A 22,749-nucleotide genomic window follows, 5' to 3' on the forward strand; every position below is an offset into this window, starting at 1 on the left:
AAAATAAGGCTGGCGCTAATCAAATTTGAAATGAATGGCGCGCGCGCGGTGACTGCAAGAAAAAGCAAGTGAACCCTCCAATCAGCGCGATCAAAGATCGCTTGATCGGAGGGTTTGGCGGGAAAAGCAAAGTCTCAAACGTCAATTACAAACTCAGGCATCGATGCTGGTTGATTGGGAATTGACTGCCTCACGTCGCATGATCAGTGTCTGCTGCAATCGCAGCAGAAAACCTGCTTCAAATGCTTCTTGGGGATCACCCGGACGATGATGCTTTCGGTTTTGCGCCAGTGCCCACCACAGCGGCAATGATGAGCCATCGAGCCAGGTCTCAGCGCATCGAACGCCGTCCTCAATCATCGGGCGGAATTCATTGCCCCATGGTGTTCGGATACCGGGACAGCCTTCAGCGGAAGAGATAGAGACGTACTCACCAATCTGTTGATGAACGCGCTGAGCAGGGATACCCGACAGATATCGGAATGCCTTGTCGAACAGCACTGCTGCGTCATCCAACAGCTCTACCGCCAGCTCAACATCTTGCGGAAAATGAAGCAGAATACTCTGTGCTCCATTAAGCCGAAGAGTGGCAGCCTGCCGTAGTTTAATTGCGGCATCTTCAGGGGTAAGCAACGCGGTATCGATGCTGTTGGGTTTGGGAAGGCCGATGAAAAGCGAAAGATCAAACATCGCGGAGTCCTCCGAGATAGTTTGCAGCTTGAACCATTTGGCCGGGGTGGCGCACGAGCTTAAAAGGGGGACATGCCATTTCCTTATCTCCTTGGTTGATTAAGGAATGCCATCCACCGTTGCGACACGAATGGGTGGCACACCGTACAGGGGTCGCAAACCGGAAACCAAGGAACCCGGCCAGGCCGAAGCCTGCCCTGCACGGTGCGCCATAGAAAAGCAGCAGCTAGCACTTGAAGTGCTGACTGTGCGATATGGCACATACCGCGCCTTGGTTTCAATTCAGGTTGCGACACCCGGTCGCGGGATTTACCGCGACGGAGCAAAGCGTAAATGTGAAGCGGCGACAATACAAGCATGAGTGTCAATAAGCACCGCATTCGAACGAGAGCTTATAGTTTCCGAGCGGCTGGCGCGACAGGGACGTACGGGTCATGGGGCGCTAGTCAAATATGAAGACAGGAGACTGCGATCCGCAGTCTGTCGACATCGTCCGGTATTAAGAAAGCACGTGAAGCATTGATCAATCGCGGGGCTCCGCAAGTCGACTGGCCACATGTTTTTTATCGATTGAGTCCATTCGAAACGGAGACTCTCCTTAGGGGATCCTCTGTTTCGGACGGACTTAAGCGGGATAGTTTTGGTATTGAGAAAGACGTCCTAAAGTATTGATCCGTGGCTTATTAATCGTTATTGAGAAGGATTTCTCAATAACGAGGCGGTCTCAACGGTTGCGAAGTTACTCATGCATCTGCTCCATTACCCATCTGAAGTTCAAGAGCCTGGCGCACTAACCCGATCACATATGGCAGGCCATCGACTGAGTCCAATAGTACCGATACATCGCCATTACCCCAGCGACCGAGCCCAGTAACGTCCTGACATAAACCCTTGGGATCGTGAATCTGTGCAAACTCCATATTTAGCGCTACGCGCAGGCGACCGACCTGGGGCACCACGTCGACAAAATTGGTTTCTGCCTTATAGGCCACGTACAGCTTCAAAAACTCTTCATTCACACATGGGTCCAACGCCAACACCGCAGTGCGGAAGGCTTCAAACAACTCCAGAGTCTTGCCGCCATGAAGCTGTGGGTGATCTTCAATGCTGTACCCCGTACCTTGGGACTTTTGCTGGTAGAGAGAGAGAATCTCGTCCTCTAGCAGCGGCGCAGGCCACACCTCCAGGGCATTGTTGGCTAGGCGTTCTGCCCGAGCCTTAATCTGGCTTTCATTCCATTGAGGCAAGGTTCTGAGGTCAGCATTGAGCTTTAGCGGGCTGTCGCGAAAGCCGCCGACCATGTCGCGCTTCTCGCTAAAGGTCTTGTCACTGTACTCGCTGTTGTACCCGGTTAGCGTAAGGTTACCCAAAGTGTGCAGCCAGGTTTCCTGAACCCTGGCCCAGTCTTCACCCAGCTCCTCACGCCAGGCGCTAGAGAGATTTTCATTTTGCGGCAGGATATGTTCGATGGTGTATTCATCTACTACTACCCGCTCTTTACGCCCGAAGTTCTCAAAGCGACGTAGCCAGTAACTGCGGCTGCGGAAGTAGTACAGGTCGCGGGTCTGAAAGTCTCGGCGAAACTCATCATCAGTGGGAAAACGCCGGTAAGAAGGTAGCGTGAGGAAATGCGCCTGCACACTTTCTAGATAGCGATCCTTTTTCAGCGCTTTGGCGAAGGTCGAGAAGGTTTTGTTCATCGAATTGGTGGGTACCGCGCAAATCGCCCGGCGGAATACGTAACCTTCGATCAGACGCACGACTTTGAGGAAGTCTTCCCGAGGCAGCAGATCATTGGCGTAGTCGTGATAGAGCTCCAGCAGAAACGGATAGGCCACATCCACTTTTAATTCACGCAAGTCGTGGAAGGCAACTTTCAGCTGCGGGTCGGTTTCCGACCCTAGGGCCATGGCACAGAAGTAGCGGGCGAAGTCGCGAATATCGCGCACCAGTGCCTCCACTCCCAAATTGGCAATTGCCGGTTTGCGGCTGTACAGCCGAAACACTTCGTAAATCTCATCTAGTCGCGGAATTTCCCCGGTCTTGACCGTCAAGTAATGACGCATAAAGCCGTCGAAGTACTGGCCGTATGCTTCCTGGCCAAACGCCAGCTCCATGGAGCGCCAGTATTCGTTGTAAAGCAGGGTTTGTTGGCTGGGCTCCAGCCCCATGAGAATGAAGTTACGAATGAGGTCGGCCTGGCTCAGTTTGCGGCCGGTGGAGTTCATGCTTTCGAAAATCAGCTGCGGATTATCCCGCGTGCGGTCTAGGGCAATGTCTACCACCACCAGTTTCGCCAGGCCCTTGCACAGGGGCAGCAGGTTGTCGCCACAGGCGCGAATGAGTGATTGGAATAGGCCGAAGTTTTCCGCGATGCGCAGGGACTGCTCCTTGGGCGGATCACGTTGATCCACCAAGGCAATCAGCGACTGCTTGTCCGTTTGTGAGAGCAACAATTTGAAATGGCGATCGCCTTCTTCCTCATCGTTGATCAAGTACCAGTTGCGCAATTTGCGCGGTGCAAAGCCGTCCAGCGGTTCCCGCTCCCCCTGGGGGAAACCCTCAAGCGAGTGATGTAGGGCAGTGAGCAGCAGCGTCAGGGTGGTGAGACGCTGCTGACCGTCGATCACCAGCAACGGTTCGACGCTCATCAGGTTCGACAAGCCTTTTTCCACGTACACGATGGAGCCGACGAAGTGCGAGGTCACCCAATCGTCCTGGCCGGCGCGTAGTACGTCGTCCCAAAGCTGCTGGCATTCATCCGTTGTCCAGGAATAAGTGCGTTGGTAAATAGGGATGACGAATTGCGGAGATTTCTTAAGAAAATCCAGGAATTTGGCTTCTGAAGCTTTCATTTCGACTTCCTTGAAAAATTACATCCGCGTCGAGCTGTTTGCTCGGGCAAGGGGGGGGGTGAAACCGGTCAGTAGGATACAAAGTGCCGGCATTTCGCGCATCTCTATATTTCTTTCACGTCACCAGCTCTAGAGGGATCACATTGGCAACGTGGAAGAAGTTTTTACATTGAGTTTTCCTGATCGCGAGCCAGGAGTAGTGCTGATATCGGTGACCCAATCGCTAAGCACATTTCTGAGATTGTGTAGTGTCACGACCATGACGTAAGGGGGCATTCTTTCCGATCTGCAGCGCCAAATTTACGTTCCGTTGACTCAATACTAAGTAACCACTCCCCCAACCTCCACATTCAACCCGGCTACCTGACCCTAGATGCTGAGCTCTCGATTCTCTTCGGCGTCAACAACTGGAACAAGTAGGTGCGCTACACCGAAGTCGATTTTGCCAATGGGAAAAAGCATTGCCGAGCGTGCGATCAGACTTTTTATTATTGGACGCAAGAACTTGTTCAGCAACACGCCCGAAGGCTCAAAGGCCAGGAGCCCTGTTCGTGGTTGTACCGCAACCTTGAGTGACCGCACCAAGCAATTTAGGTTGAAGAGTACGAAGTGTTGTTGTCGTATAGCTGCGCGCCGTAAATACCACCGTAGCCATAAGATCTTGTCTCGAATTAGGTTCTATGGCGCAACTTCTAAACGTTTTAGAACGCGAGGAACGGAAGCATTGCTATTAGTAGGTTTAGCAAGAGCTTTTTCTAATTTCTTGACAGTGCCCAGCCGCTATTTCAAACTAATCAAATAAAGGATGTAGCCACTCCAGAAGCCATGTTTGCGGCAAACATCTTGAGAGCTCCCGGCCTAGAAATTAAACGGCTTTCGATCTGAATGCCCACGATTTGCACCGCACCCACCACAACCTTTTCAAAGATTGTGCAAGTACCTACGGGCTGAGGGGCATTATCTGGCTGTGCGGGATAGGCTAGTGCCACCAAGTTGCATCTAGTTGCAGTGGAAAAGGCTAGAGCTTCGTAGATGTCAGCCTCACTGATCCGAAGCTGTCCCTTCTCCACATGCCCCTTGTACTTGGCATCCAGCAGGATCCTAGGCCTTGTTCCATGAGACTCAATCACGCAGTCTGGATAAACTGAAAGCTGGCTGACTGCCCCAGTATCCATCTTTGTCTTGGAACCCAAGGGATAACCATGTTGGGAAACTACAGCGTTGCGACCGAATCCCAATCGCGCGGCCAACGTTAACACGTCCTCCCATACGCGCCATGTTTTCACTAAATAACCAGGTGCATGGGCCTGCCCCTGCTTATAGTTAAGCCCCAGGCCTCCAAGAACATCTACAGACAGCTCATGCAGCGGCTTCCATGCTCGGTGACGAGCAGGAATAGGGTTTCGACGATTAGAAGCTAAGTTCTGAGGCGAAAGGTCCTCAATTAAACGTACCAGAGAACTTGCAACCGCGGGGTCACTTACTTCAGGAAGTAACACCTTGGCCGCTGCGACGATGTCCCCGTTCCAATAGTTTTTACGATCAAACCGGATGAGTTCTTGTTCAAAGCCATCAGGTGAAGGAAAGATGAGCTCTACCGGATCAGGATCCCCATCGATGAAAAAGTCTGCTTCACGCACTCTCCGATAGCTGCGTAGTGGCCGACGTTTATGGGCCTCGTACATGCTAGTGATGGAACGAGCGACTAAAGTTGACAAGTCCCTTGGAGTACCACCCGAAGCTGATAATCGCTCGGAAGCCAAGAGCCGCCCATGTCGCGAAAGGGTAGAGAGGAAAAAGAAATCCTCGCGCCACGCAGCATCTCTGTCATCGAGCCCCAAAAACTTAGGCGCAACCTCTAGCTCCAGTGAAGGAGCCAAGCGGATGAGGCCTGCAAAATCGATTGCACGTGTCCCCTTGGTGCTCACAATAATGGGGTTATAGTTCAGCCTCAGACTTGACGCAGCACGATTCCCTGCCTCCAATAAAAGGCTGTTGGCTTTTGCGCGATCTAGTCCAAGTGCATCAGCAATCGCACGGCTCAGGTCAACCGGCGTACCGTACTCAATGAGGGACAGCCTTGTTCGGATGAGAGCCACGCGCTACTCCCTGGGATGAGCAAATGCTCTGAGAGTTGCGTAGATATTGTCTTCGGCGAAATTCGTGGGCCCTTCAAGACGGAAGCGCAAGTCATCCGCAAAGGTAGTCTCGATGAGTTTGAATGGATTATAGACGGGTCCATCAAGCGCATTAAGAACTGCGGCAATGCCTCGAGTATCCCCGAAAAACACCTCTTCCACGTGTGCACGCACCTTTGCCCAACCTATACACAGCGTGCTCAAAGTTTCGCTTAGGCTCAGTGTTTGCGGGCTCACATCCGACATTAGTACGCCATGTCCAATCTGAAACTCAGGGCCACGCCCCAAGGTAATCTGCGCGTTGACAGAAACCCAGGCGCGAACCGAGCCCTCCAGGGCAACACTCACGTTGGTAGGCGCATCAGGCAATGCGTCGGCCCCCTCTTCACCTAGACCATAAAATGTCCGTAACACCGCTTCATCGGGCTCCAGACGCAAAGGCTCCCAACGACGCAAGAACGCCACATCCAAGGGTTCTACAGACGCATCGGCCTGATTCATAGCTGCCAGAATGTAGAGGTCATGAGGCAAAGCATACTCAATCACATCCCCAGAGACGGGATCGAGCATTTCAAAAAATTGCGTTTCGGCACGTTTGGCGCCATCAGAGGCCAAACGTTTGTCGGACTCAATGGCCACGATGGCACCACCAAACACCTGCACAGCAGGGCCCCGGTTAATCTCATCGATAATCAAGAGCGCGGCCCCGGCGGCGCCCTTCGCATGCTCACTGGCACGGTAGAGGGTGCCTTTTACGATGGTGAAATCAGGGGCACCTGCCACCTTGTTAACTGCTGGCGTTATACCCGATAAAAAATCGCGATACTTGGAGTTCTGATGAAAGACCGTTCGAAAAACCTTACGATCCATCTTAGTGGGTGAGGGGATATCTTTAACAGCTCCGGCAGCGGGTGGGATTGGGATGCCACCCAAAGGATTGAGCCTCGGAGCGCCACCTGCGGGAGCAAGGCCGAAGGCCGTTTCAAAGGCCAATGCGACCTCTGCCAGAAGCTTCGATTTGCCTGTGCCAGGAGCGCCCGACAGCAGTACGTTGCGCGAGCGTGCCAGTAGCTTTAATGCCTTCTTGCAGCCTTCACTTGCCATTGCAAAACCTACGCGATTTTGTGAAGTCGATGTAACCAATCACAGCCCGGTTCGCAGCTCGCCGTGCATCCAAACAACTCAGTAGCTCTTGAGCCACTGAAGGATCCCAAGCTCCCTTTACTCGAAGAGTCGATTCTTCTGCGAAGTGTGGCCACACAGATTGATCGTGAAGCTGAATCAACAGCAGCAAAACGCGGTTCCCCACGCCACCTCGTGGTATTCGATCTGTATCAAAGCATGAGAATTTCGGCACCTGAGAAATCCAGCCTTCAGTCGGCCGAGACCTCGTAGGCGACATAAATTCGGCTGTTCTTGATACAACCTGTGTTGAGCCTGGATCTCGCCAAAAGAAGGTCCCCTGATGCACTACTTTATCTCGCCGAAGTATTTTCTCTGGAAAAATCAATTCTACCGCTGGCAATACCGACTCATAGGGAAACCGAAAATCTCGGGCTCCTCCTCCAGAAGCTGAGTCATTCGACTCTGCATCGGCTTTCCTTCGATCACCCTCAACAATCTCTTTGTAGAGAATTCGAGCAACGTGCCCCGCCTCACTAGCCATGACTTTTCGTTCCTTGTTCGATTTCCTCGCCTCCTAGGGCGAGCTCTGAGGGCACATAAGCCATAGCCCCCAATGCACGTGCCTCTATCACGCGCTGCGACCAAACTGCAGACTGGCTTCCTGTGCGCTTTGCCATTGCAGCCAAAACGCTATCTATGGTAATTGTGGACTTAGCCTCGCCAGGCAATCTTACCTGTCCACGATCCAGAAGCGGGAAGTCTTGGAGCACTAGTTCCATGTCCTCTAGACATAGCGCATAAGCCACAGCCACCTCCGCATCAATCTCCCCACGAAGATGCGCCACACGCTCGTAGGTTTCACGGCTAGCACCGGCAGTATCCAGTTTACGTAGTTCGCGTGCAGCACTCACCAGCCTCTTCCAAGGTAAGCCGTCTTTGGCAAGTTTTGGCATGGGCACGCTTTGCAGCAGAAAATAGTTCACGGTAGTAGTAAGCACGCGCCGAAGCATCCAATCAAAGGCAAAACTGTTGGCGATGGATACCCATACAAGCAACCGTTCTTCCGAAGGGTCCTCAGGGAACAGGATCGTAGGCACTTTGTTGCCACAGATCACCCCGGCAGGAATTAATGAGGCCATTAGCGAGCGCTCATTGGTCTGACCCGCGATGTCGCAAAAGCCAACCCGCACAACGTCCACACGGTGCTGATTCGCACGAGGCATATCGGAGGGGCGAATCCAAAACTGGGGAGAGAGGAGTGAGCCTCCAATGGAATAGGCCTCCCACAACGCACTGCGACCGCTGCCAGACACGTGCCCCTTAACGCCAAAACGATGCGCTTGCACCATGCGGCCCTCCACGAGTGGAAGAGCACCAAGTGTTGGACGAGCGAGGAACTTTTGGCGTTCCTTGGTCATATCAACTTCACGGCAAAACTTTGGGGTCCAGCCATAGCCAGGCTCCTCCCACGAGATACCTGCTTCTCCAATCTTCGAGAAGAGCCTCCATTCGGACACGCTACGAACCTCAGGCAGGCTCAAATCGTCTCGAACCCTCGCCAGTGCTGTTCGACCAATGGCAGCGGTTCCCGTGATTTCCAAGCCCGTAGGGGTGCCTCGTTCGTGCAAGAGGGTGATGGGTTCCCGCTTACTTTTTTCAGAGCCCGCCTTCGTGAGAGCCACGGCCAAAAATTTAAAGCGCGTATCGATGGCAAAGAACCGTGCACGATTATCGATGATAGACAACGACACACTTTGGCTCGCATCAAAAATCTTCTGGCGCATGGCTTGAGTACCTTGCGAGCGAATAAGCCCGCCAGGGATCAATGCAACCACCACACCCTGACCTTTGCAGAGTTGAAAGAAGAGGTCAGTGAAAGCAATGTAAAGATCGGGCTCCCCATTACCTAAGCTAGGGTAGCGGACCAACAGGCGTCTAGCGTAGATCGCTATCTCATCACGCTGCTGGGCAAACTTCTTTTCATCGAACCCATCAATTTGGGCCCCATAGTGGCGCTTGGTGCCAGAGGACTTCAAGAACTCATGCCGTGATAGTTTGACCTTTTCCCAAGGTGGGTTGCCAATTACCGCATCAAACCCCTCAGGAGCCATATCGGTCCAGACCTTGCGCTCAGCCATCAAGCTGTCGCCGCAGAACCAACGTGCACGCATAGCTTTAAGAGCCGACACGTCATCAGTGAACGACGCAAGCGCGAGCAATGCCGCACGCAAAGAGTTCTCCGAAAGATCCGCAGCACAAACACCATGAGCCAGCCAATATGCCGTCTTGGCTCGGTCCAACCCACACACTGCATGGGTCAGTGCTGCCAGCAAAATTCCAGCACCACTCGCAGGGTCAATCACTTTGCTCTTGTGTGTGAGCTTGGGAGCAGCAAGCTTAGCCAAGCGAGTAGCCAGGCGAAAGTCTGTGTGATATGCGCCCGTGTTCTTTCGATCTTGTTCGTGCAAGACTTCACGTGCCAAGGCACTCAGTGCCATAGCAGGATGAATCGGCGAGCGCTCAATCGCATTTGCCACAGGTGTCGCAAGCTCTAAGAGCTCTGCTGCTGAGTGCTTACTCTTAACCCCAAAAGCCTCGTGAAACTCCGCTAGGTCAAACCCCCCAAAACGCGCGGAAGCAGCCTCCAAAATTTGCAGCCGAAGCTCAAAGCTGTCAGGACCACAACCTCTGCCAACAGTCGCTGTGAGAGCTGCTTCTACTGGGGCTAGATACTCTGCTTCAACGGGACGAGGTGCACTCATGCAAAGCTCTCCAAGAGTATGGGTTTGGTGACCGTAACAACCTTAGGTTGAGCTTCGGAAAGCTTGGCCGTAGTACGTTCAACGGCAACCAAAAATTCGTTGACGTCGGACGCAGTGCTGCTAGCCACCTTATTAGGACGGTATCGACCAATGGCACCAAGAGGATGCATAGTGAACACGCCGATCTTCGAAAGCTCAGCCTTAATGTCAAGCATGCCAATGTGACCTTCACTGCTGTATGAGAGCAGCACCTTTTGAGCGCGCAAGCCATGCACGAGGCGCGAGAGCGTTTGAAGTGCACGGGTCTTGTAGCAAAAATCCGAAGCTAGGCTCTTCCAAGGTCGAAGCCCCGCAACACCCTCGACCTCAGGCTCATCACCCAGGGCCACTGTTTCAAGGATGTGGTAATAGCTCGCGTACTGACGCTTTGTGTAAGGGGGGTCTAAATATACTAGGTCATGCGCAGCATTCGGCACGTCGAACACATCGCCCACCGTAGCCTCAACAAGCACGCTACTATCTTTAAGGTCACGGCAGCGCATAGCAATTTTGTCTTCCGATTGGCTGGTCCACTTGGAAAGGAAGCAGCCAAAGGTACCAGCGATGTTAGCCACTCGATTTAAAGCGCCAAAGAGATCTGCTATGAGCAGGCGCTCTTCTACCTCATTGATGGTCCCAGCCTCCAACCAATCAGCGATCAGCGCGCGCATGGCGTCGATTCGTGCTGCGTTTTCTTGGGTAAAGTAGCGCCGCTCAAACCCGCACGTTTCGACCGATGCGGGGCTGTACTCGCGCCACATAAAACCATGCTTAGCGTTGATCGCATTGAGCCTGGCAATGGCCTTGGTGTAGCCACCCAGCTTCTTAAAAGTTGCTTGATCACCACTGATCAATCGTGCTCCCGCGGAAATCACCGCAGAACGCAAATTGTCATTGATACGCACGTTCCATCCTAAGCCAGCAGCAGCCTCAGCCACCACACCAGTGCCACAGAAGCCGTCCACAAAGAACGCGCCCGGTTTAGGGTAGCCTATGTGCGCCTTGATCTGATCGATGAGCCTGGACTTGGAACCGATGTATCGGAAAGTCATACAACGGCTCCCGCATGCGCTCTACTTTCTGAGCGCCCTCGTTTTGGAACTGGAGAATTAACTTTCTGGCCAGTAAGGATGATGCCTTGGCGGCCGCAGTAGTCACCAAGTAGCACTTCTAGCATGTTAACCATGCTGCGCTGTTCGCGAGCTGCGGCCTCCTTTAATGCTTTTTTGAAGGCCGGGGAAACTCGAAGGTTCAAGGTCTCGCTTTTGGTGTCAGTAAATCGCATACGGCCGCCTCGCAACTGTCTGTGCAATTGCGTTATTGTACATGCATCCAGCAGTCTGTCACTCCCCTGAAAGAAATCAAATAGTTATACCGGATCGCGTCCCGGGGAGTGGCGCAACGGATCAAGCCGAAGGCGTCCTACCATGAAAGGAGGATGGCCATCGTGGTGCTTTTGCGGAGATCTAGCACTCACCAGAAAGACGATTTCGGCCAAGCCCACTCTCATATTTACCGAAGTGACTGAGAAAGTAGAGGACCTGATCTCTTCAATCAAATGATGCGGTTGTCGCGGGCCGGCCAATGAGATTAATGACCAAGGTAATACCCTCCCTGATCGACTGCCGGAGGGCATTGATCCTACCGCCGTTGATTAACACAAAGTGCGTAAACCTGGCGCATCGTCTCGCCGACGTAAGAATCGCTGTCGCTGCGCACAGCCATGACGGGCTGCTCTAAATCCCGCGACTCGACCAGAGCAGGTCAAAAATCACGAAAGAAACAGTGCCCGCAGTGATGGCAAAACGCCTTGCAAACGGATATAAATAGAGTAGCCAGATCGAAAAAAATACCCTCACGCGTTAGAAGCTAACGCTACGTGTTTTTGAAGTTAGGGACCGGGTCGGTCGAAAAAGACGAAAAAGGAGTTCAGTTTTATGGCTAACGCAGCAGGACAGGTTGCTCGTATTCTGTACAAAGAGATAGTTCCTGGCGATCTTCGCAAAATCAACGCGGAATCCAACGATGCTGATACAGGAGGCGGGGCCCGCGATTTTCGCTTCGGCGCATATCCAAACATTTCCGCCATCGTACAGCAGATGTTTCCGAACCAAACCCAGGAGAACAGACGCCGAAACAGTGTCGTTGTACCCACCACGATCTACTCAGGGACTTTTCACTGGGTGGACCAACTTGGCAGGACATTCAGCGCTACCTCTTACTTTGAACCACCTACAGATGCCCGACCGTCAGAGGGACGAATTACTAGAGTCCATGAGCAACCATGCCTGGCGGTTAATCTAATTCCCGCGTCGACTCCAACAAATCGCACCTTCCTACTTTTGATCCAACTTGTCGACGGCACAGTATGGCCTCGCTACGTTGAAGAGCAAACTCTCCGCACCGCGGGATTATTGCCTCCCCAAGTAGCCCAACAGATGCTTCAATGCATAGACGCCCCGCGTCGAGCGGATCAAGTAGTCATCGGCTTTTTTGACTTCGTAAACGGCGGTAACTATTGTAATAGCCGCTAGTTTTACATTGATTTCCTCAGCGCCCTAAAGCTCATTTTTGTCCAAGCGGGTCGCATGCGAAGTGGGCTGCTGGGGCTTCCGAGACGGACTCTAGGCAATGTACGATTGTTGTATATACGCCGTGAGGGGCCCGATGTGAGAATCTCGACATAGTTTTTTGCAAGCTTGCGGTAGTAGGTTTCCAGACGGCTGTCCGCCAATCGACTGACAGCCGTTAAATAACGCTCCGCTACCGGTATTCTGGTTTTTCGAAGCAGCATGGTAACCCAGGTTTCAGTTTGCGCTTCAAGCCTAGTATTTCGTACTAATGTATTGGCTGGAGTAAACAGTATTCCATTAGGTATTCCAACAAAGAAACTGAGTCTTAGTTTTTTGCGGAAAGACAACACGTTACAGCTCGAATTCAAATTACCCCGGCCCATTTAGCCTTCCCAGAAAGCCCCAAAAAAGCCGTAACGCCTAGAAAAATCAACGCTCTACGGCATTGTTCTTACCCGCGTCTCCCCACCTAATCCCAGGACATCCCGCGGTTGGTAGGAACACAAAGCGCTCACCCGCTCACTAGCAAAGCGACGTCCCTCCAATCCCCCTCCCCCCCAACTGCCGCAAGCCAAGCCCCAGTACAAACCTCTATCCCCTAGTGCGCGTGCCCCCCACACTCGCAAGACCACCGCAAAACAGCCCCCAGTTCAAACCGGGGACATCGTTTACATTTCTCACCGCTCCCCCACCCCCAACAACCGCGCCCGCAACTCCGGATTGCGTGTCCGAGGGTCCAGCCAAATAGCAAAAAACGCTTTAGCAAACGCAACATCCCTCACCACATGCTGAAGTCTCTTCCCAACATAAAACCGTGCGCCCTCTCCCGGCATATAAACTCCGGTGATCTGGTCACCCGCACGCACATCGACAAACGCTTGCAACATCTCCGCCTCCCAGCGAGCCATCAGTTCTGAATTCTGGGTGTTGGGCGACAGGCGACGGATTTCCTTGATGCTGGCTTTAACCAGGTCATCGCGACTGATAGCGCGACTGTAGGTCAGCTCCAGTGCAAAAGGCGCATCGGCATCCAGCGTTCCATCGGCAGTGAGGCGTGAGCTCCAGAATTGTGCGTTGTAAACGGCAAACCCGAATACGCGCATCTCCCCGTAGCCCAGCCGACGAGCGTTGGGAACAGCCTCGCGCCAATCAGCAAGTAGTTCTGCGCTCTGGAGCATCAGAACAAAACAGATAGCCTGGCGGATTAAACGGCTCGTCTGCCTGGACATGCAAAGCCCTCTATGTGACTCAATAAGCGTCCTTAAAAGTTATACCAAATAGTTATTTTGTACAGCCAACACCTCCAAACGGGCATCACCGCGCCGGTCAACCTCAGGTAGCTGCAGTTGAGGCCCCATGGGGGCCGAAACCCTCGAAAAATAGCCGCGTGTCGAAAGCGATCCGCGCAACCTCAAGCGAGGCGTGTGTGAGGTTTTCGCATCGGCACAAAAAGTTTGCCGGCTCATTGTCAGGTGATTTTTTTCAGCCTATCTTGATTAAAACCTATACAAGACACGCACCAAGGTACAAGTCTTGGCTATGGATCGGCCCTCACGCACAGCATCGCCGCGAGCAATTTGAATGAACCCACTATTAGCCAGCCATTACCGTGAAATTCTCGTTGGCGTCGGTGAGAACCCCGAGCGCGAGGGGCTGTTGGATACGCCTGAGCGTGCCGCCAAAGCGATGCAGTATCTGTGCAATGGCTACACGTTGAGCCTGGAAGACGTCACCAACGGTGCCTTGTTCGAGTCCCCGAGCGATGAAATGGTGATCGTCAGCGACATCGAGCTTTATTCCTTGTGTGAGCACCACATGCTGCCCTTTATCGGCAAAGTGCATGTGGCGTACATACCCACCGGCAGGGTGCTGGGGCTGTCGAAGGTCGCGCGAGTGGTTGATATGTTTGCGCGTCGCCTGCAGATCCAGGAAAACCTCACCCGGCAGATTGCTGAAGCCATCGAGCAGATCACCGATGCCGCGGGTGTGGCGGTGGTCATTGAAGCCAAGCACATGTGCATGATGATGCGCGGCGTGGAGAAGCAGAATTCGGTCATGACTTCGTCCGTGATGCTGGGCGTGTTCCGTGATAGTTCGACGACGCGGCAAGAGTTCCTGCAGCTCATCGGACGACGATAGCTCGAAACCTCCCCCTCATCACCTGTGTCCTTCAGGGAGTAAGTCAATGACCCGATTTCTGTTGTTACTGGTACTGGCGCTCAGCATCGCGAGCTGCGGCAGTGTGGATGTCGCCCGTTATGCCGATCAGCAACCGACATTGGACCTGGAGCGCTTTTTCAGCCAGCCCGTCAAAGCCTGGGGGATGTTTCAGAAGCGTAGCGGTGAGGTTGCCAAGCGTTTCGAGGTCAACATCGTCAGCCGGCGCGAGGGCAACAACCTGATTCTCGACGAGCGCTTCCTGTACAGCGACGGCACCCGCCAACGCCGCGTCTGGGTCCTCACGCCCACGGGCCAAGGGGGCTGGATCGGGCGTGCGGATGATGTGGTAGGCGTGGCTAGCGGCCAAGTCGCTGGCAACACCTTGCACTGGCGTTATCGTCTGAACCTGCCGGTCGGCGACTCGACCTACGAAATGAGCATGGACGACTGGATGTACTTGATGGACGAGGACACGCTGATCAACCGCACCCGTATGTCCAAGTTCGGGGTCGAGGTCGGCCAGGTGACGTTGTTCTTCCGTCGCCAAGGCGCCGGAGCGGGCCAATGAGCCGCGCATGGACCATGACCTCCTTCGGCGACGGTTATCGCGCGCTGGTGATCGGCGCCAGTGGAGCCCTGGGCACGGCTTTTTGCGAACAGCTCAAACAGGACCCGCGCTGCGCCGGGGTTCGCGCACTGGGGCGCCATACCGTTCCCGCGCTGGACCTTGAACGGCCCGAAACGATTGCCAGCGCCGCCGCCGAATTGGCAGCCGAAGCGCCGTATCAACTGATCGTACACGCAGCCGGCCTGCTCCATCGCGACCGGATCAAGCCAGAAAAAAGCCTCAACACGATCGAGCCGCAGGCGCTGCAGGCCGTATTTCAGGTGAACGCACTGGGGCCGGCAATGGTGTTGCGCCACTTTCTGCCGCTGCTCGAACCTCGGGGAGCGATGGCGATTCTTTCGGCAAAGGTCGGGAGCATTGGCGACAACCGTTTAGGCGGCTGGTACGCCTATCGCGCCTCCAAGGCTGCGCTGAACATGCTGGTCAAGACCGCCGCCATCGAACTGGCGCGCACTCGCCCGCAGGTCCGCTTGCTCAGCCTGCACCCGGGCACGGTTGTGTCGGGGTTGTCGCAGCCGTTCAGTGGAGCCGCCAATGCCCGGCCCGCAGACATCGCCGCGGCCCAATTGCTGACCGTGATTGACCAGTTGACGCCGGCCGACAGCGGCTATTTCTATTCCTACGATGGAGAACGCCTGCCCTGGTAGGCAAGGAGTGACGCATGAACCTGCATACCCTCACCGAACATGCGGCCAACAGCGCAATACGCGAGCTGGAACTGCTGTCACTCGAAGGTGGTTTTTACCTGGCACGGATCCGCCTTGATCACGGCCAGTTCACCTTGCTTGATGATGCGGCCAAGCCGATGCACCTGCGTTCGATCACCCACCTGCGTGACTTGCTGCAGACCGTGCCGGCATTTCCTTGCGTGCTGGTGCAGCAATGCGTGCACGACGAAATGTGCGGCCGGGATACAGGGCCTGTCGAAGCGCTGCGTATTCCGTTTTCAATCACCACGCCATTATGAGTTGCACAGCGCAGAGCTCCACTGGATGAACGTCAGGTTCCAGTGGTTCAGCCAGCCTAGTCACACACAGCCTTCAACCCCAAAACAGTGGTCGGCGTACTACCAAGATGCGACTGCGTGGCAACCACCATATTGGCCCCAGCGTCACCCTCCAGATGGTAAGGCTTGCCATCACAGGCCTTGGCAGCCTTCTGGTTGATGTTCTCCAACAACCCTTCGCGGGAGTTAAAGATGCTGCCGTGGCTGGTGATCATGTACTGGCCGGGGGCGATTTCGTTGACGCCGGTGAAGGTGCATCCCGTCAAGACCAGGGCAATGCATGCGGTTAACAGTGCGGCTTTCAAGGGTTCGAACTCCTGTAAGGACCTGGCGATTGCGCAGGCGCCGTGCATTGTCGAGCAATCGGCAGCCCATGACCATAAGTGAACAGGCTTCAGCCACCCCCTGACGAATCATCGTTTGTCCGCGCCATAGGCCTGAAATCTAATCCATCGCAAACAACTAACAATAACTGCGATGGAGCAGACCCACCCATGTCCCCTACCTTTTCTCTATTGGTTCTTGGCGCGTCAATCCTGTTGATTGTCGTGCTGATCGGTAAATGCCGTGTCCATCCGTTCCTGGCCCTGATCGCCGCCAGCCTGCTGGTGGGCGTCGGTACGGGAATGACGCCAACCGCCATTGTCTCGGCCTTTGAGAAGGGCATGGGCAGCACGCTCGGGTTCCTCGCCGGCATCATTGGGTTGGGCAGCATCCTCGGCAAGCTGCTGGAGGAGTCCGGCGGTGCCAAGCGCATCGCAACCACGCTCTTGAGAGCCCTGGGCGAAAAGAACGCCGCGTGGGCGATGATGCTGGTGGGCTTTATTGCCGGGATTCCGGTGTTCTTCGAGGTGGGATTTGTCCTGCTGATCCCGCTGATTTATGTCGTCGCCCGTCAGACCCGGATCAACCTGTTGTATCTGGGCGTGCCGCTGGCGACCTCACTGATGGTGGTGCACTGCATCCTGCCGCCGCACCCCGCCGCCACGGCCATTACCGGCATGCTCAATGCCGATATCGGCAAGGTGATTCTCTACGGTTTGATCGTCGGCCTGCCCACGGCGGTGATTGCCGGGCCGATTTGGGTCAAGCTGACCTGCGCGCGGCAGGCGCCTGCCAGTCAGGCTCAGTTTCTGGCCGAGCGTGGCGAAGGGAATATCGACGACAGCCAAACGCCCAGCTTCGCGGTTGCGATGATCACCGTGCTGTTGCCCTTGGCCCTGATGGTGGGCAAAACCCTGACCACCCCGTTGCTGAGCAAAGGCTCGATGGCGTTTGAGTGGGTGTCCTTTATAGGCAACCCGCTGATTGCGCTCGTACTGTCGATTTGCTTTGCCTACTGGTCCCTGGGCCTGCGCCGTGGGCTGGGCATGGGCGACCTGCTTAACCTGACCCACCGCTGCTTCCCGCCGTTGGCCGGCATTTTGCTGGTGATCGGTGCCGGTGGCGCGTTCAACGACATGCTGGTCGGCAGCGGCATCGGCAAGGTGCTGGCGGACGTGCTGGGCCAGTCCAACATCAACCCGATCATCCTCGCGTGGTTGATCGCCGGCTTGATGCACTTCGCCGTCGGCTCGGCCACCGTCGCCATGATCAGCACCGCCGGCATGGTGCTGCCGATCCTCGGACAGAACCCGCAATACAGCCCCGAGATTCTGGTGATCGCCATCGGCGCCGGCGCCATCGGCTGGACCCACGTGACGGACTCGGCGTTCTGGGTCGTAAAAGAGTACCTGGGGATCTCCCTCTCCGAAGCCCTCAAGAAGTTCACTGGCGCCACTGTGCTCGCCTCGGTGGCGGCCCTGGTCTTTACCCTGATTCTTTCGCGGTTTGTATGATGAACCCCACCTCAAAGGCAGTTCCCATGATTCAAGGCAAAACCCTAGACGCCTGGTACGCAAGCCATCCCGTTATCCAGCCATTGGTCGCACTGGAGCAGGTCAGCTGGTTCAACCCCGCGATCGCCCCAGCCGCTGTGGCGCTTGGGGATGTGGGCCTGACCCTGGCCGATTTAAAAGACGCCAGCGCCCGCCTGCTGCGCTTCGCGCCCTATCTGGCCAAGGTGTTCCCGCAAACTGCAGCGGCGGGCGGCATTATCGAGTCGGCGATCCAGCCGCTGAAGACCTTGCAGCAAGCGCTTTTGAGCGAGGCCGCCCTGCCCGACAGCGGCGCGCTGTGGCTGAAAAAAGACAACGACTTGCCGATCTCGGGTTCGATCAAGGCCCGTGGCGGTATCCATGAGGTGCTCAAACATGCCGAAGACCTGGCCCTGCAGGCTGGTTTGATCACGCTCGACGACAACTACGAGACCTTGGCCAGCGAACGCGCACTGGGGTTTTTCAGCCAGTACAAAATCGCCGTGGGTTCCACCGGCAACCTTGGCCTGTCCATCGGCATCATGAGCGCCATGCTGGGCTTCCAGGCCACGGTGCATATGTCATCGGATGCCCGCCAATGGAAGAAGGACAAACTGCGCGCCAGCGGCGTGACCGTGGTCGAGTACCCATCCGACTACAGCGTTGCCGTCGAAAACGGTCGCCTGCAGGCGCAAAACGATCCCGCCTGCTATTTCATCGACGATGAAAACTCGCCCCACCTGTTCCTCGGCTATGCCGTGGCCGCCGAGCGCCTGGCCCGGCAATTTGAAGTGGCAGGCGTGCCGGTGGACACCGAGCATCCGCTGTTCGTGTACCTGCCCTGCGGTGTTGGCGGCGGCCCTGGCGGCGTTGCGTTTGGTTTGAAGCTGGCGTTTGGCGATGCCGTACATTGTGTGTTTGCCGAACCCACCCACTCGCCGTGCATGCTGCTCGGTGTGTATACCGGGCTGCACGACCAGGTGAGTGTGCAGGACTTCGGCATCGACAATGTCACCGCCGCTGACGGCCTGGCCGTGGGCCGACCCTCGGGTTTCGTCGGGCGGGCGATGCAGCGCCTGATCGATGGTTACTACACCGTCACCGATGAGGAACTCTACCGCCTGATGTTCCTCGCCCACGAGCTTGAAGGGGTAAAACTCGAACCTTCGGCCCTGGCCGGCGCACCTGGCATTGTGCGGGTACTCAAGGACGCGCAGTATTTGCAGCGCATTGGTGTCACGCCAGCGCGGTTGGCCAATGCCACCCACTTGATCTGGGGAACCGGCGGCAGCATGGTCCCTACCGAGGAGTACGCCACTTACCTAGACAAGGGGCGTGCGCTGCAAACCACAACCCATCGTTGATCGCCGGCGGTCGACGCGAAGAGGGATAAACACATGGCAGTACCTGGCCTGAGCAAAGCGCCCAAACTTAACGGCGCCCACCTGTCCAACCTGCATACGTTCCTGGTCGCCGCCCGCCACTTAAGCTTTGCCCGCGCCGCTGACGAGCTGTGCCTGACCGCCAGCGCGGTCAGCCACCGGATCGCCCGCCTTGAGGAGGATCTGTCGCTCAAGCTGTTCCATCGCCTGCCCCGCAAGGTCGACCTGACCGATGACGGCGAGCGGATTTTCAAGGTCATGCAGCACACCATGGACACCCTGTCCGAGGCCGTGCAAGAACGCTCCGACAGCCAGATCGAAGGCCAGCTGTGCTTCTACGCAAGGCCTTCCGTCGCGCAATGCTGGCTGGTGCCCAGGCTGGCCGACTTCACCGCACGCTATCCCGGGATTCAACTGGATGTGCGGGTCGGCAACGAACCCATCGACTATCGCACCCGCCGCATCGACCTAGTGCTGTGCTACTCCAACGGCGAGCATCCGGGCCTGGAAAGTATCCGCCTGATGCCCGAGCGGATTGCCCCGGTGTGCAGCGCGCAATATGCCCAGGCCCATGGCCTGATGGGCCGCCCGGAACGCTTGGCACAGTGCACGGTGCTGCACGATGTGGCGGCGTGGGACAACATCTCATTCGATGCAGAATGGCGTTTATGGCTGGATGCGGTGGGCGACAGCAGCCCATTGCCAGACCGCTTCATGACCTTTGACCGCTCCGACTTGAGCACCCTTGCGGCGATCAACCATGCGGGCGTGGCCATCGGTCGTGAACAACTGGTGCGCAAGCGCGTGCAGGATGGCGAGTTGGTGCTGCCCTTCGGTGGTTTCAGGCAGGCGGTCAACTACGGTTACTACCTGGTGCATCCCGCCCACGAAAACCTGCCAAAACGCCTCAAGGCGCTGATCGACTGGTTGGTGGAGCAAGCCCAGAGCTGATCGCAGCCTCTAAATGGCTCAAGGGGTGTGCGCGGGCTTTTGTGGAGAGGGGGCTTGTCCCTTCCCCACAAAACCCCTCACCACTAAAGCCCCCTCCACTGCCCTATCACCACGATCAGGCCGTCAGAAATCCCAGCGCGTGGTCACCATCACATTGCGTGGGTCGCCGTAATACGCCGAGTCGTAGAAGCCGATGTTGGTGTAGTACGCCTTGTCGAACAGGTTGTTGACGTTCAACGTGGCCGACAGGTTTTCCGTCAATTGGTAGCGAGCCATCACGTCCACCAACCAGTAAGGGTCCTGGGTGAATTTCTCGCTCTGACGCGTGCCAGGGTTGTTGACGTTTTGCCAGCCAGCAGCCTGCCAACGCGCGCCACCACCCAGGGTGAGTTTGTCCAGGCGGCCTTGGAGTTTGTAGCTGGTGTAGAAGCTCAGTTGATCTTCCGGCTCCCAGGTGGCGACCTTTTTCTTGTCGTCATCACGGGCAATCTTGTGGGTGTAGCCGGCCTGCAGCTGCCAGCCGGGGCTGAGTTCACCGGAGATTTCCGCTTCGTAGCCCTTGGTTTGGGTTTTCGTGCCGATGTAGGAGTAGTCCACGCCCGGCTGGGAGTTGTAGGCAGTATCGGCAATCGGGCGATTCTCCTCATGGACCTCGAAGTAGGCCAGGCTGGCGTTCAGGCGCCCGTCGAAGAATTCGCCCTTGAGGCCCAGTTCGTAGTTCTTGCCTTCGTTGGGATCAAGCATGGTGCGCGTACGGTCGCGATATTGGGTTTGCGGCTGGAAGATTTCGGTGTAGCTGGCGTAGGCCGTGAAGTTGTCGTTGAGGTCGTAGGTCAGGCCGGCGTAGGGCACGACTTTGCCGCTTTCCTGGGTGTCGCTGGTGCCGGTGACCTGGTAGTTGGCGATGCGCGTCCCCAACAGCAAATGCAGGTCATCCATCAGGCTGAAACGGCCGGTGATGTAGCTGCCGGTCTGGCGCGTGGTTTCGTCATTGATCTTGGTCGGCTGGTTCCACAGCGGCTTGATGGCTTCGCCGTGCCACTTGTAGAAGTCGTAGGAATTGTCGAAATAAGTCGCGCTGCCGTAGTCCTTGCCTTTCCATTTGGAGATGGACAACGACTGGCCCACCACCAGTTGGTGCTCACGACCGAACAGTTCAAAGGGCCCGGATGCGTACACATCGAGGCTGTCACTGGTGGTCTCGCCGGTGTATTTACGCGCGAAGATCGAGCTGGCGCTCAGGGTGTCCTGGGAGATATAGCCCAACGGCGCGTCGTAGCCATTGATCTGATGGTTGTACTGGCCCTTGGTGACCCAACCATTGTCGAAGTTGTGCTCCAGGGTGGCAAACAGGGTGCGGCTGTACTGCTCCCAACTGCTCCACTTCGGCCCGTTGTTGAACGAGCGCGGCAGGTCCAGTTTATTACCGGCCGGATCGAAGATGGTGCGCGTACCGGTCCAGCTGGAGCCTTTGGGATCGCTGTCCTGATAGTCGGCGCCCAGGGTCAGCAAGGTGTCGGGGTCGAGATCGACTTCGAGGATGCCGTAGTAGACGCCAGTCTTGCGCGAATAGTGGTCGAGGAATGATTTTTTGTCCTGGTAGGCCGCCACGGCCCGGCCGCGCACGTTGCCGGTTTCGGTCAACGGGCCGCTGACGTCGATCTGCGAGCGGTAGTTGTCCCAGGAGCCAGCGCCCAGTTCGATGCTGCTCTTGAACTCGGAAGTGGGCTTCTTGCGAATCAGGTTGATGGTGCCGCCCGGCCCACCCGCGCCGGTCAGCAGGCCGGTGGCGCCCTTGAGCACTTCAACGCGGTCATACAGGGCCATATCGGTCAGGGTCTGCCCCGCCGAGTACTGGGCGTCGCGCAGGGTGGGAATGCCGTCGTACTGGAAGTTGACGATGGAAAAACCACGGGAGTAGTAGTTGGTACGTTCGGTGTCGTAGGTCGACACGGTGATGCCGGGGGTGTGGCGCATCACGTCGTCGATGGCATTGAGGCCGAAGTCGTCCATCACCTGGCGCGTGACCACCGAGATCGATTGCGGCGTTTCCCGTGGGGTGAGCACCATGCGCGTGGCCGTGGCAATCGTGCCCGGGGTGTAGGAGCCAGTGCCTTCGGTGATCGAGCCCAACTGGTTGGCGCTGATCTGCGTGGCCTGCAATTGCACTTGCCCGTCGGCGGCCCGCGCCACCACGCGATAACTGCCCTGCTCGTACTCGGCCTGCATGCCCAGCGGTGCCAGCAGGCGCTCAAGCCCCTCGGCTACGGCAAAACTGCCGTGCAAGCCCTGGCTTTGCACACCCTTGGCCAGCGCCGAGTCGATGGCGATCATCACCCCAGCCTGATTGCCGAAAGCCCCCAGCACACGGTCCAGGCTACCGGCAGCAATGTCGTAGGACTGGCGCGGGGCTTGTTCGGTGGCAGGCTGCGAGGTGGCGGCCATGGCGGCGTGGCTGGCCGTTGCCACGGTTAAACCGACGATTATGGCGCGCAGGGCGCTGGCAAGCGGAGTGACGCGGCTGTGCATAAAGACTGTCCTGTGGTGAAAGGTTGGAGGGCGCTTTTATTCAGCGTCTTCCCTG

16 protein-coding genes are annotated in these 22,749 nt (G+C 56.1%); 7 read left to right on the top strand and 9 right to left on the bottom strand.

Annotated elements, in window-relative coordinates; genetic code table 11:
- Nucleotides 1–153: 153 nt before the first annotated feature.
- The 7 genes from BHC62_RS05070 to BHC62_RS05100 all read right to left on the bottom strand — a co-directional run bounded on the left by BHC62_RS05070 (nucleotide 154) and on the right by BHC62_RS05100 (nucleotide 13,411).
- Nucleotides 154–690 carry a LasR-specific antiactivator QslA gene (locus tag BHC62_RS05070; protein ID WP_070994388.1) on the bottom strand — a complete coding sequence of 179 codons (537 nt, stop codon included), beginning with the start codon at nucleotides 688–690 and terminating at the stop codon, nucleotides 154–156.
- Nucleotides 691–1,433: 743 nt separating this feature from the next.
- Nucleotides 1,434–3,545, bottom strand: a complete 2,112-nt coding sequence (locus tag BHC62_RS05075) for a DUF262 and DUF1524 domain-containing protein (protein ID WP_070994389.1) — start codon at nucleotides 3,543–3,545, stop codon at nucleotides 1,434–1,436.
- A gap of 794 nt (nucleotides 3,546–4,339) precedes the next feature.
- Nucleotides 4,340–5,644, bottom strand: a complete 1,305-nt coding sequence (locus BHC62_RS05080; RefSeq protein ID WP_070994390.1) for a restriction endonuclease — start codon at nucleotides 5,642–5,644, stop codon at nucleotides 4,340–4,342.
- Nucleotides 5,645–5,647: 3 nt separating this feature from the next.
- The gene (locus BHC62_RS05085) at nucleotides 5,648–6,787 is read right to left on the bottom strand and encodes an AAA family ATPase (protein WP_070994391.1); all 1,140 of its coding nucleotides are present in this window, start codon (nucleotides 6,785–6,787) and stop codon (nucleotides 5,648–5,650) included.
- Nucleotides 6,788–7,341: 554 nt separating this feature from the next.
- Nucleotides 7,342–9,570 carry an Eco57I restriction-modification methylase domain-containing protein gene (locus BHC62_RS05090; RefSeq protein WP_070994392.1) on the bottom strand — a complete coding sequence of 743 codons (2,229 nt, stop codon included), beginning with the start codon at nucleotides 9,568–9,570 and terminating at the stop codon, nucleotides 7,342–7,344.
- Nucleotides 9,567–10,661 carry a DNA adenine methylase gene (locus BHC62_RS05095; RefSeq protein ID WP_070994393.1) on the bottom strand — a complete coding sequence of 365 codons (1,095 nt, stop codon included), beginning with the start codon at nucleotides 10,659–10,661 and terminating at the stop codon, nucleotides 9,567–9,569. The genes BHC62_RS05090 and BHC62_RS05095 overlap by 4 nt, the downstream gene beginning before the upstream one ends.
- Before the next feature lie 2,198 nt (nucleotides 10,662–12,859).
- Nucleotides 12,860–13,411, bottom strand: coding sequence for a chalcone isomerase family protein (locus BHC62_RS05100; protein ID WP_070994394.1), 552 nt, complete (start codon nucleotides 13,409–13,411; stop codon nucleotides 12,860–12,862).
- Between the two features lie 352 nt (nucleotides 13,412–13,763).
- Between BHC62_RS05100 and folE the strand changes: the two genes are divergently transcribed.
- From folE to BHC62_RS05120, 4 genes are read left to right on the top strand one after another with little or no spacing between them, the layout of a single operon-like run.
- The gene (gene folE, locus BHC62_RS05105; RefSeq protein ID WP_070994395.1) at nucleotides 13,764–14,321 is read left to right on the top strand and encodes a GTP cyclohydrolase I FolE; all 558 of its coding nucleotides are present in this window, start codon (nucleotides 13,764–13,766) and stop codon (nucleotides 14,319–14,321) included.
- Nucleotides 14,322–14,367: 46 nt separating this feature from the next.
- Entirely contained in the window at nucleotides 14,368–14,910 is a 543-nt protein-coding gene (locus BHC62_RS05110) for a DUF3833 domain-containing protein (RefSeq protein WP_029299851.1), read from the top strand.
- Nucleotides 14,907–15,617 (top strand): SDR family NAD(P)-dependent oxidoreductase, encoded by a 711-nt coding sequence (locus BHC62_RS05115; RefSeq protein ID WP_070994396.1) that lies wholly within the window; start codon nucleotides 14,907–14,909, stop codon nucleotides 15,615–15,617. Before BHC62_RS05110 ends, BHC62_RS05115 begins: the two co-directional genes overlap by 4 nt.
- Before the next feature lie 14 nt (nucleotides 15,618–15,631).
- A complete protein-coding gene (locus tag BHC62_RS05120; protein WP_070994397.1) occupies nucleotides 15,632–15,937 on the top strand; it encodes a DUF6482 family protein in 306 nt (101 codons plus the stop codon).
- Between the two features lie 56 nt (nucleotides 15,938–15,993).
- Here the strand turns inward: BHC62_RS05120 and BHC62_RS05125 are convergent, their stop codons facing one another.
- Nucleotides 15,994–16,281, bottom strand: coding sequence for a hypothetical protein (locus tag BHC62_RS05125; protein WP_070994398.1), 288 nt, complete (start codon nucleotides 16,279–16,281; stop codon nucleotides 15,994–15,996).
- Between the two features lie 189 nt (nucleotides 16,282–16,470).
- On the opposite strand from BHC62_RS05125, the gene BHC62_RS05130 reads away from it, so the two are divergent.
- The 3 genes from BHC62_RS05130 to dsdC are packed head-to-tail and all read left to right on the top strand — an operon-like array spanning nucleotide 16,471 to nucleotide 20,165.
- The gene (locus BHC62_RS05130; RefSeq protein WP_070994399.1) at nucleotides 16,471–17,814 is read left to right on the top strand and encodes a gluconate:H+ symporter; all 1,344 of its coding nucleotides are present in this window, start codon (nucleotides 16,471–16,473) and stop codon (nucleotides 17,812–17,814) included.
- Between the two features lie 26 nt (nucleotides 17,815–17,840).
- Entirely contained in the window at nucleotides 17,841–19,196 is a 1,356-nt protein-coding gene (locus BHC62_RS05135) for a D-serine ammonia-lyase (RefSeq protein WP_070994400.1), read from the top strand.
- A gap of 33 nt (nucleotides 19,197–19,229) precedes the next feature.
- A complete protein-coding gene (dsdC, locus tag BHC62_RS05140; protein WP_070994401.1) occupies nucleotides 19,230–20,165 on the top strand; it encodes a DNA-binding transcriptional regulator DsdC in 936 nt (311 codons plus the stop codon).
- Between the two features lie 123 nt (nucleotides 20,166–20,288).
- Here dsdC and BHC62_RS05145 read toward each other — a convergent pair whose 3' ends face one another.
- Nucleotides 20,289–22,694: a TonB-dependent siderophore receptor gene (locus tag BHC62_RS05145; RefSeq protein WP_070994402.1), complete on the bottom strand. Its 2,406-nt coding sequence runs from the start codon at nucleotides 22,692–22,694 to the stop codon at nucleotides 20,289–20,291.
- Between the last annotated feature and the right edge of the window lie 55 nt (nucleotides 22,695–22,749).

The organism is Pseudomonas sp. 06C 126, from assembly GCF_001855215.1.
Lineage (GTDB): Bacteria > Pseudomonadota > Gammaproteobacteria > Pseudomonadales > Pseudomonadaceae > Aquipseudomonas > Aquipseudomonas proteolytica.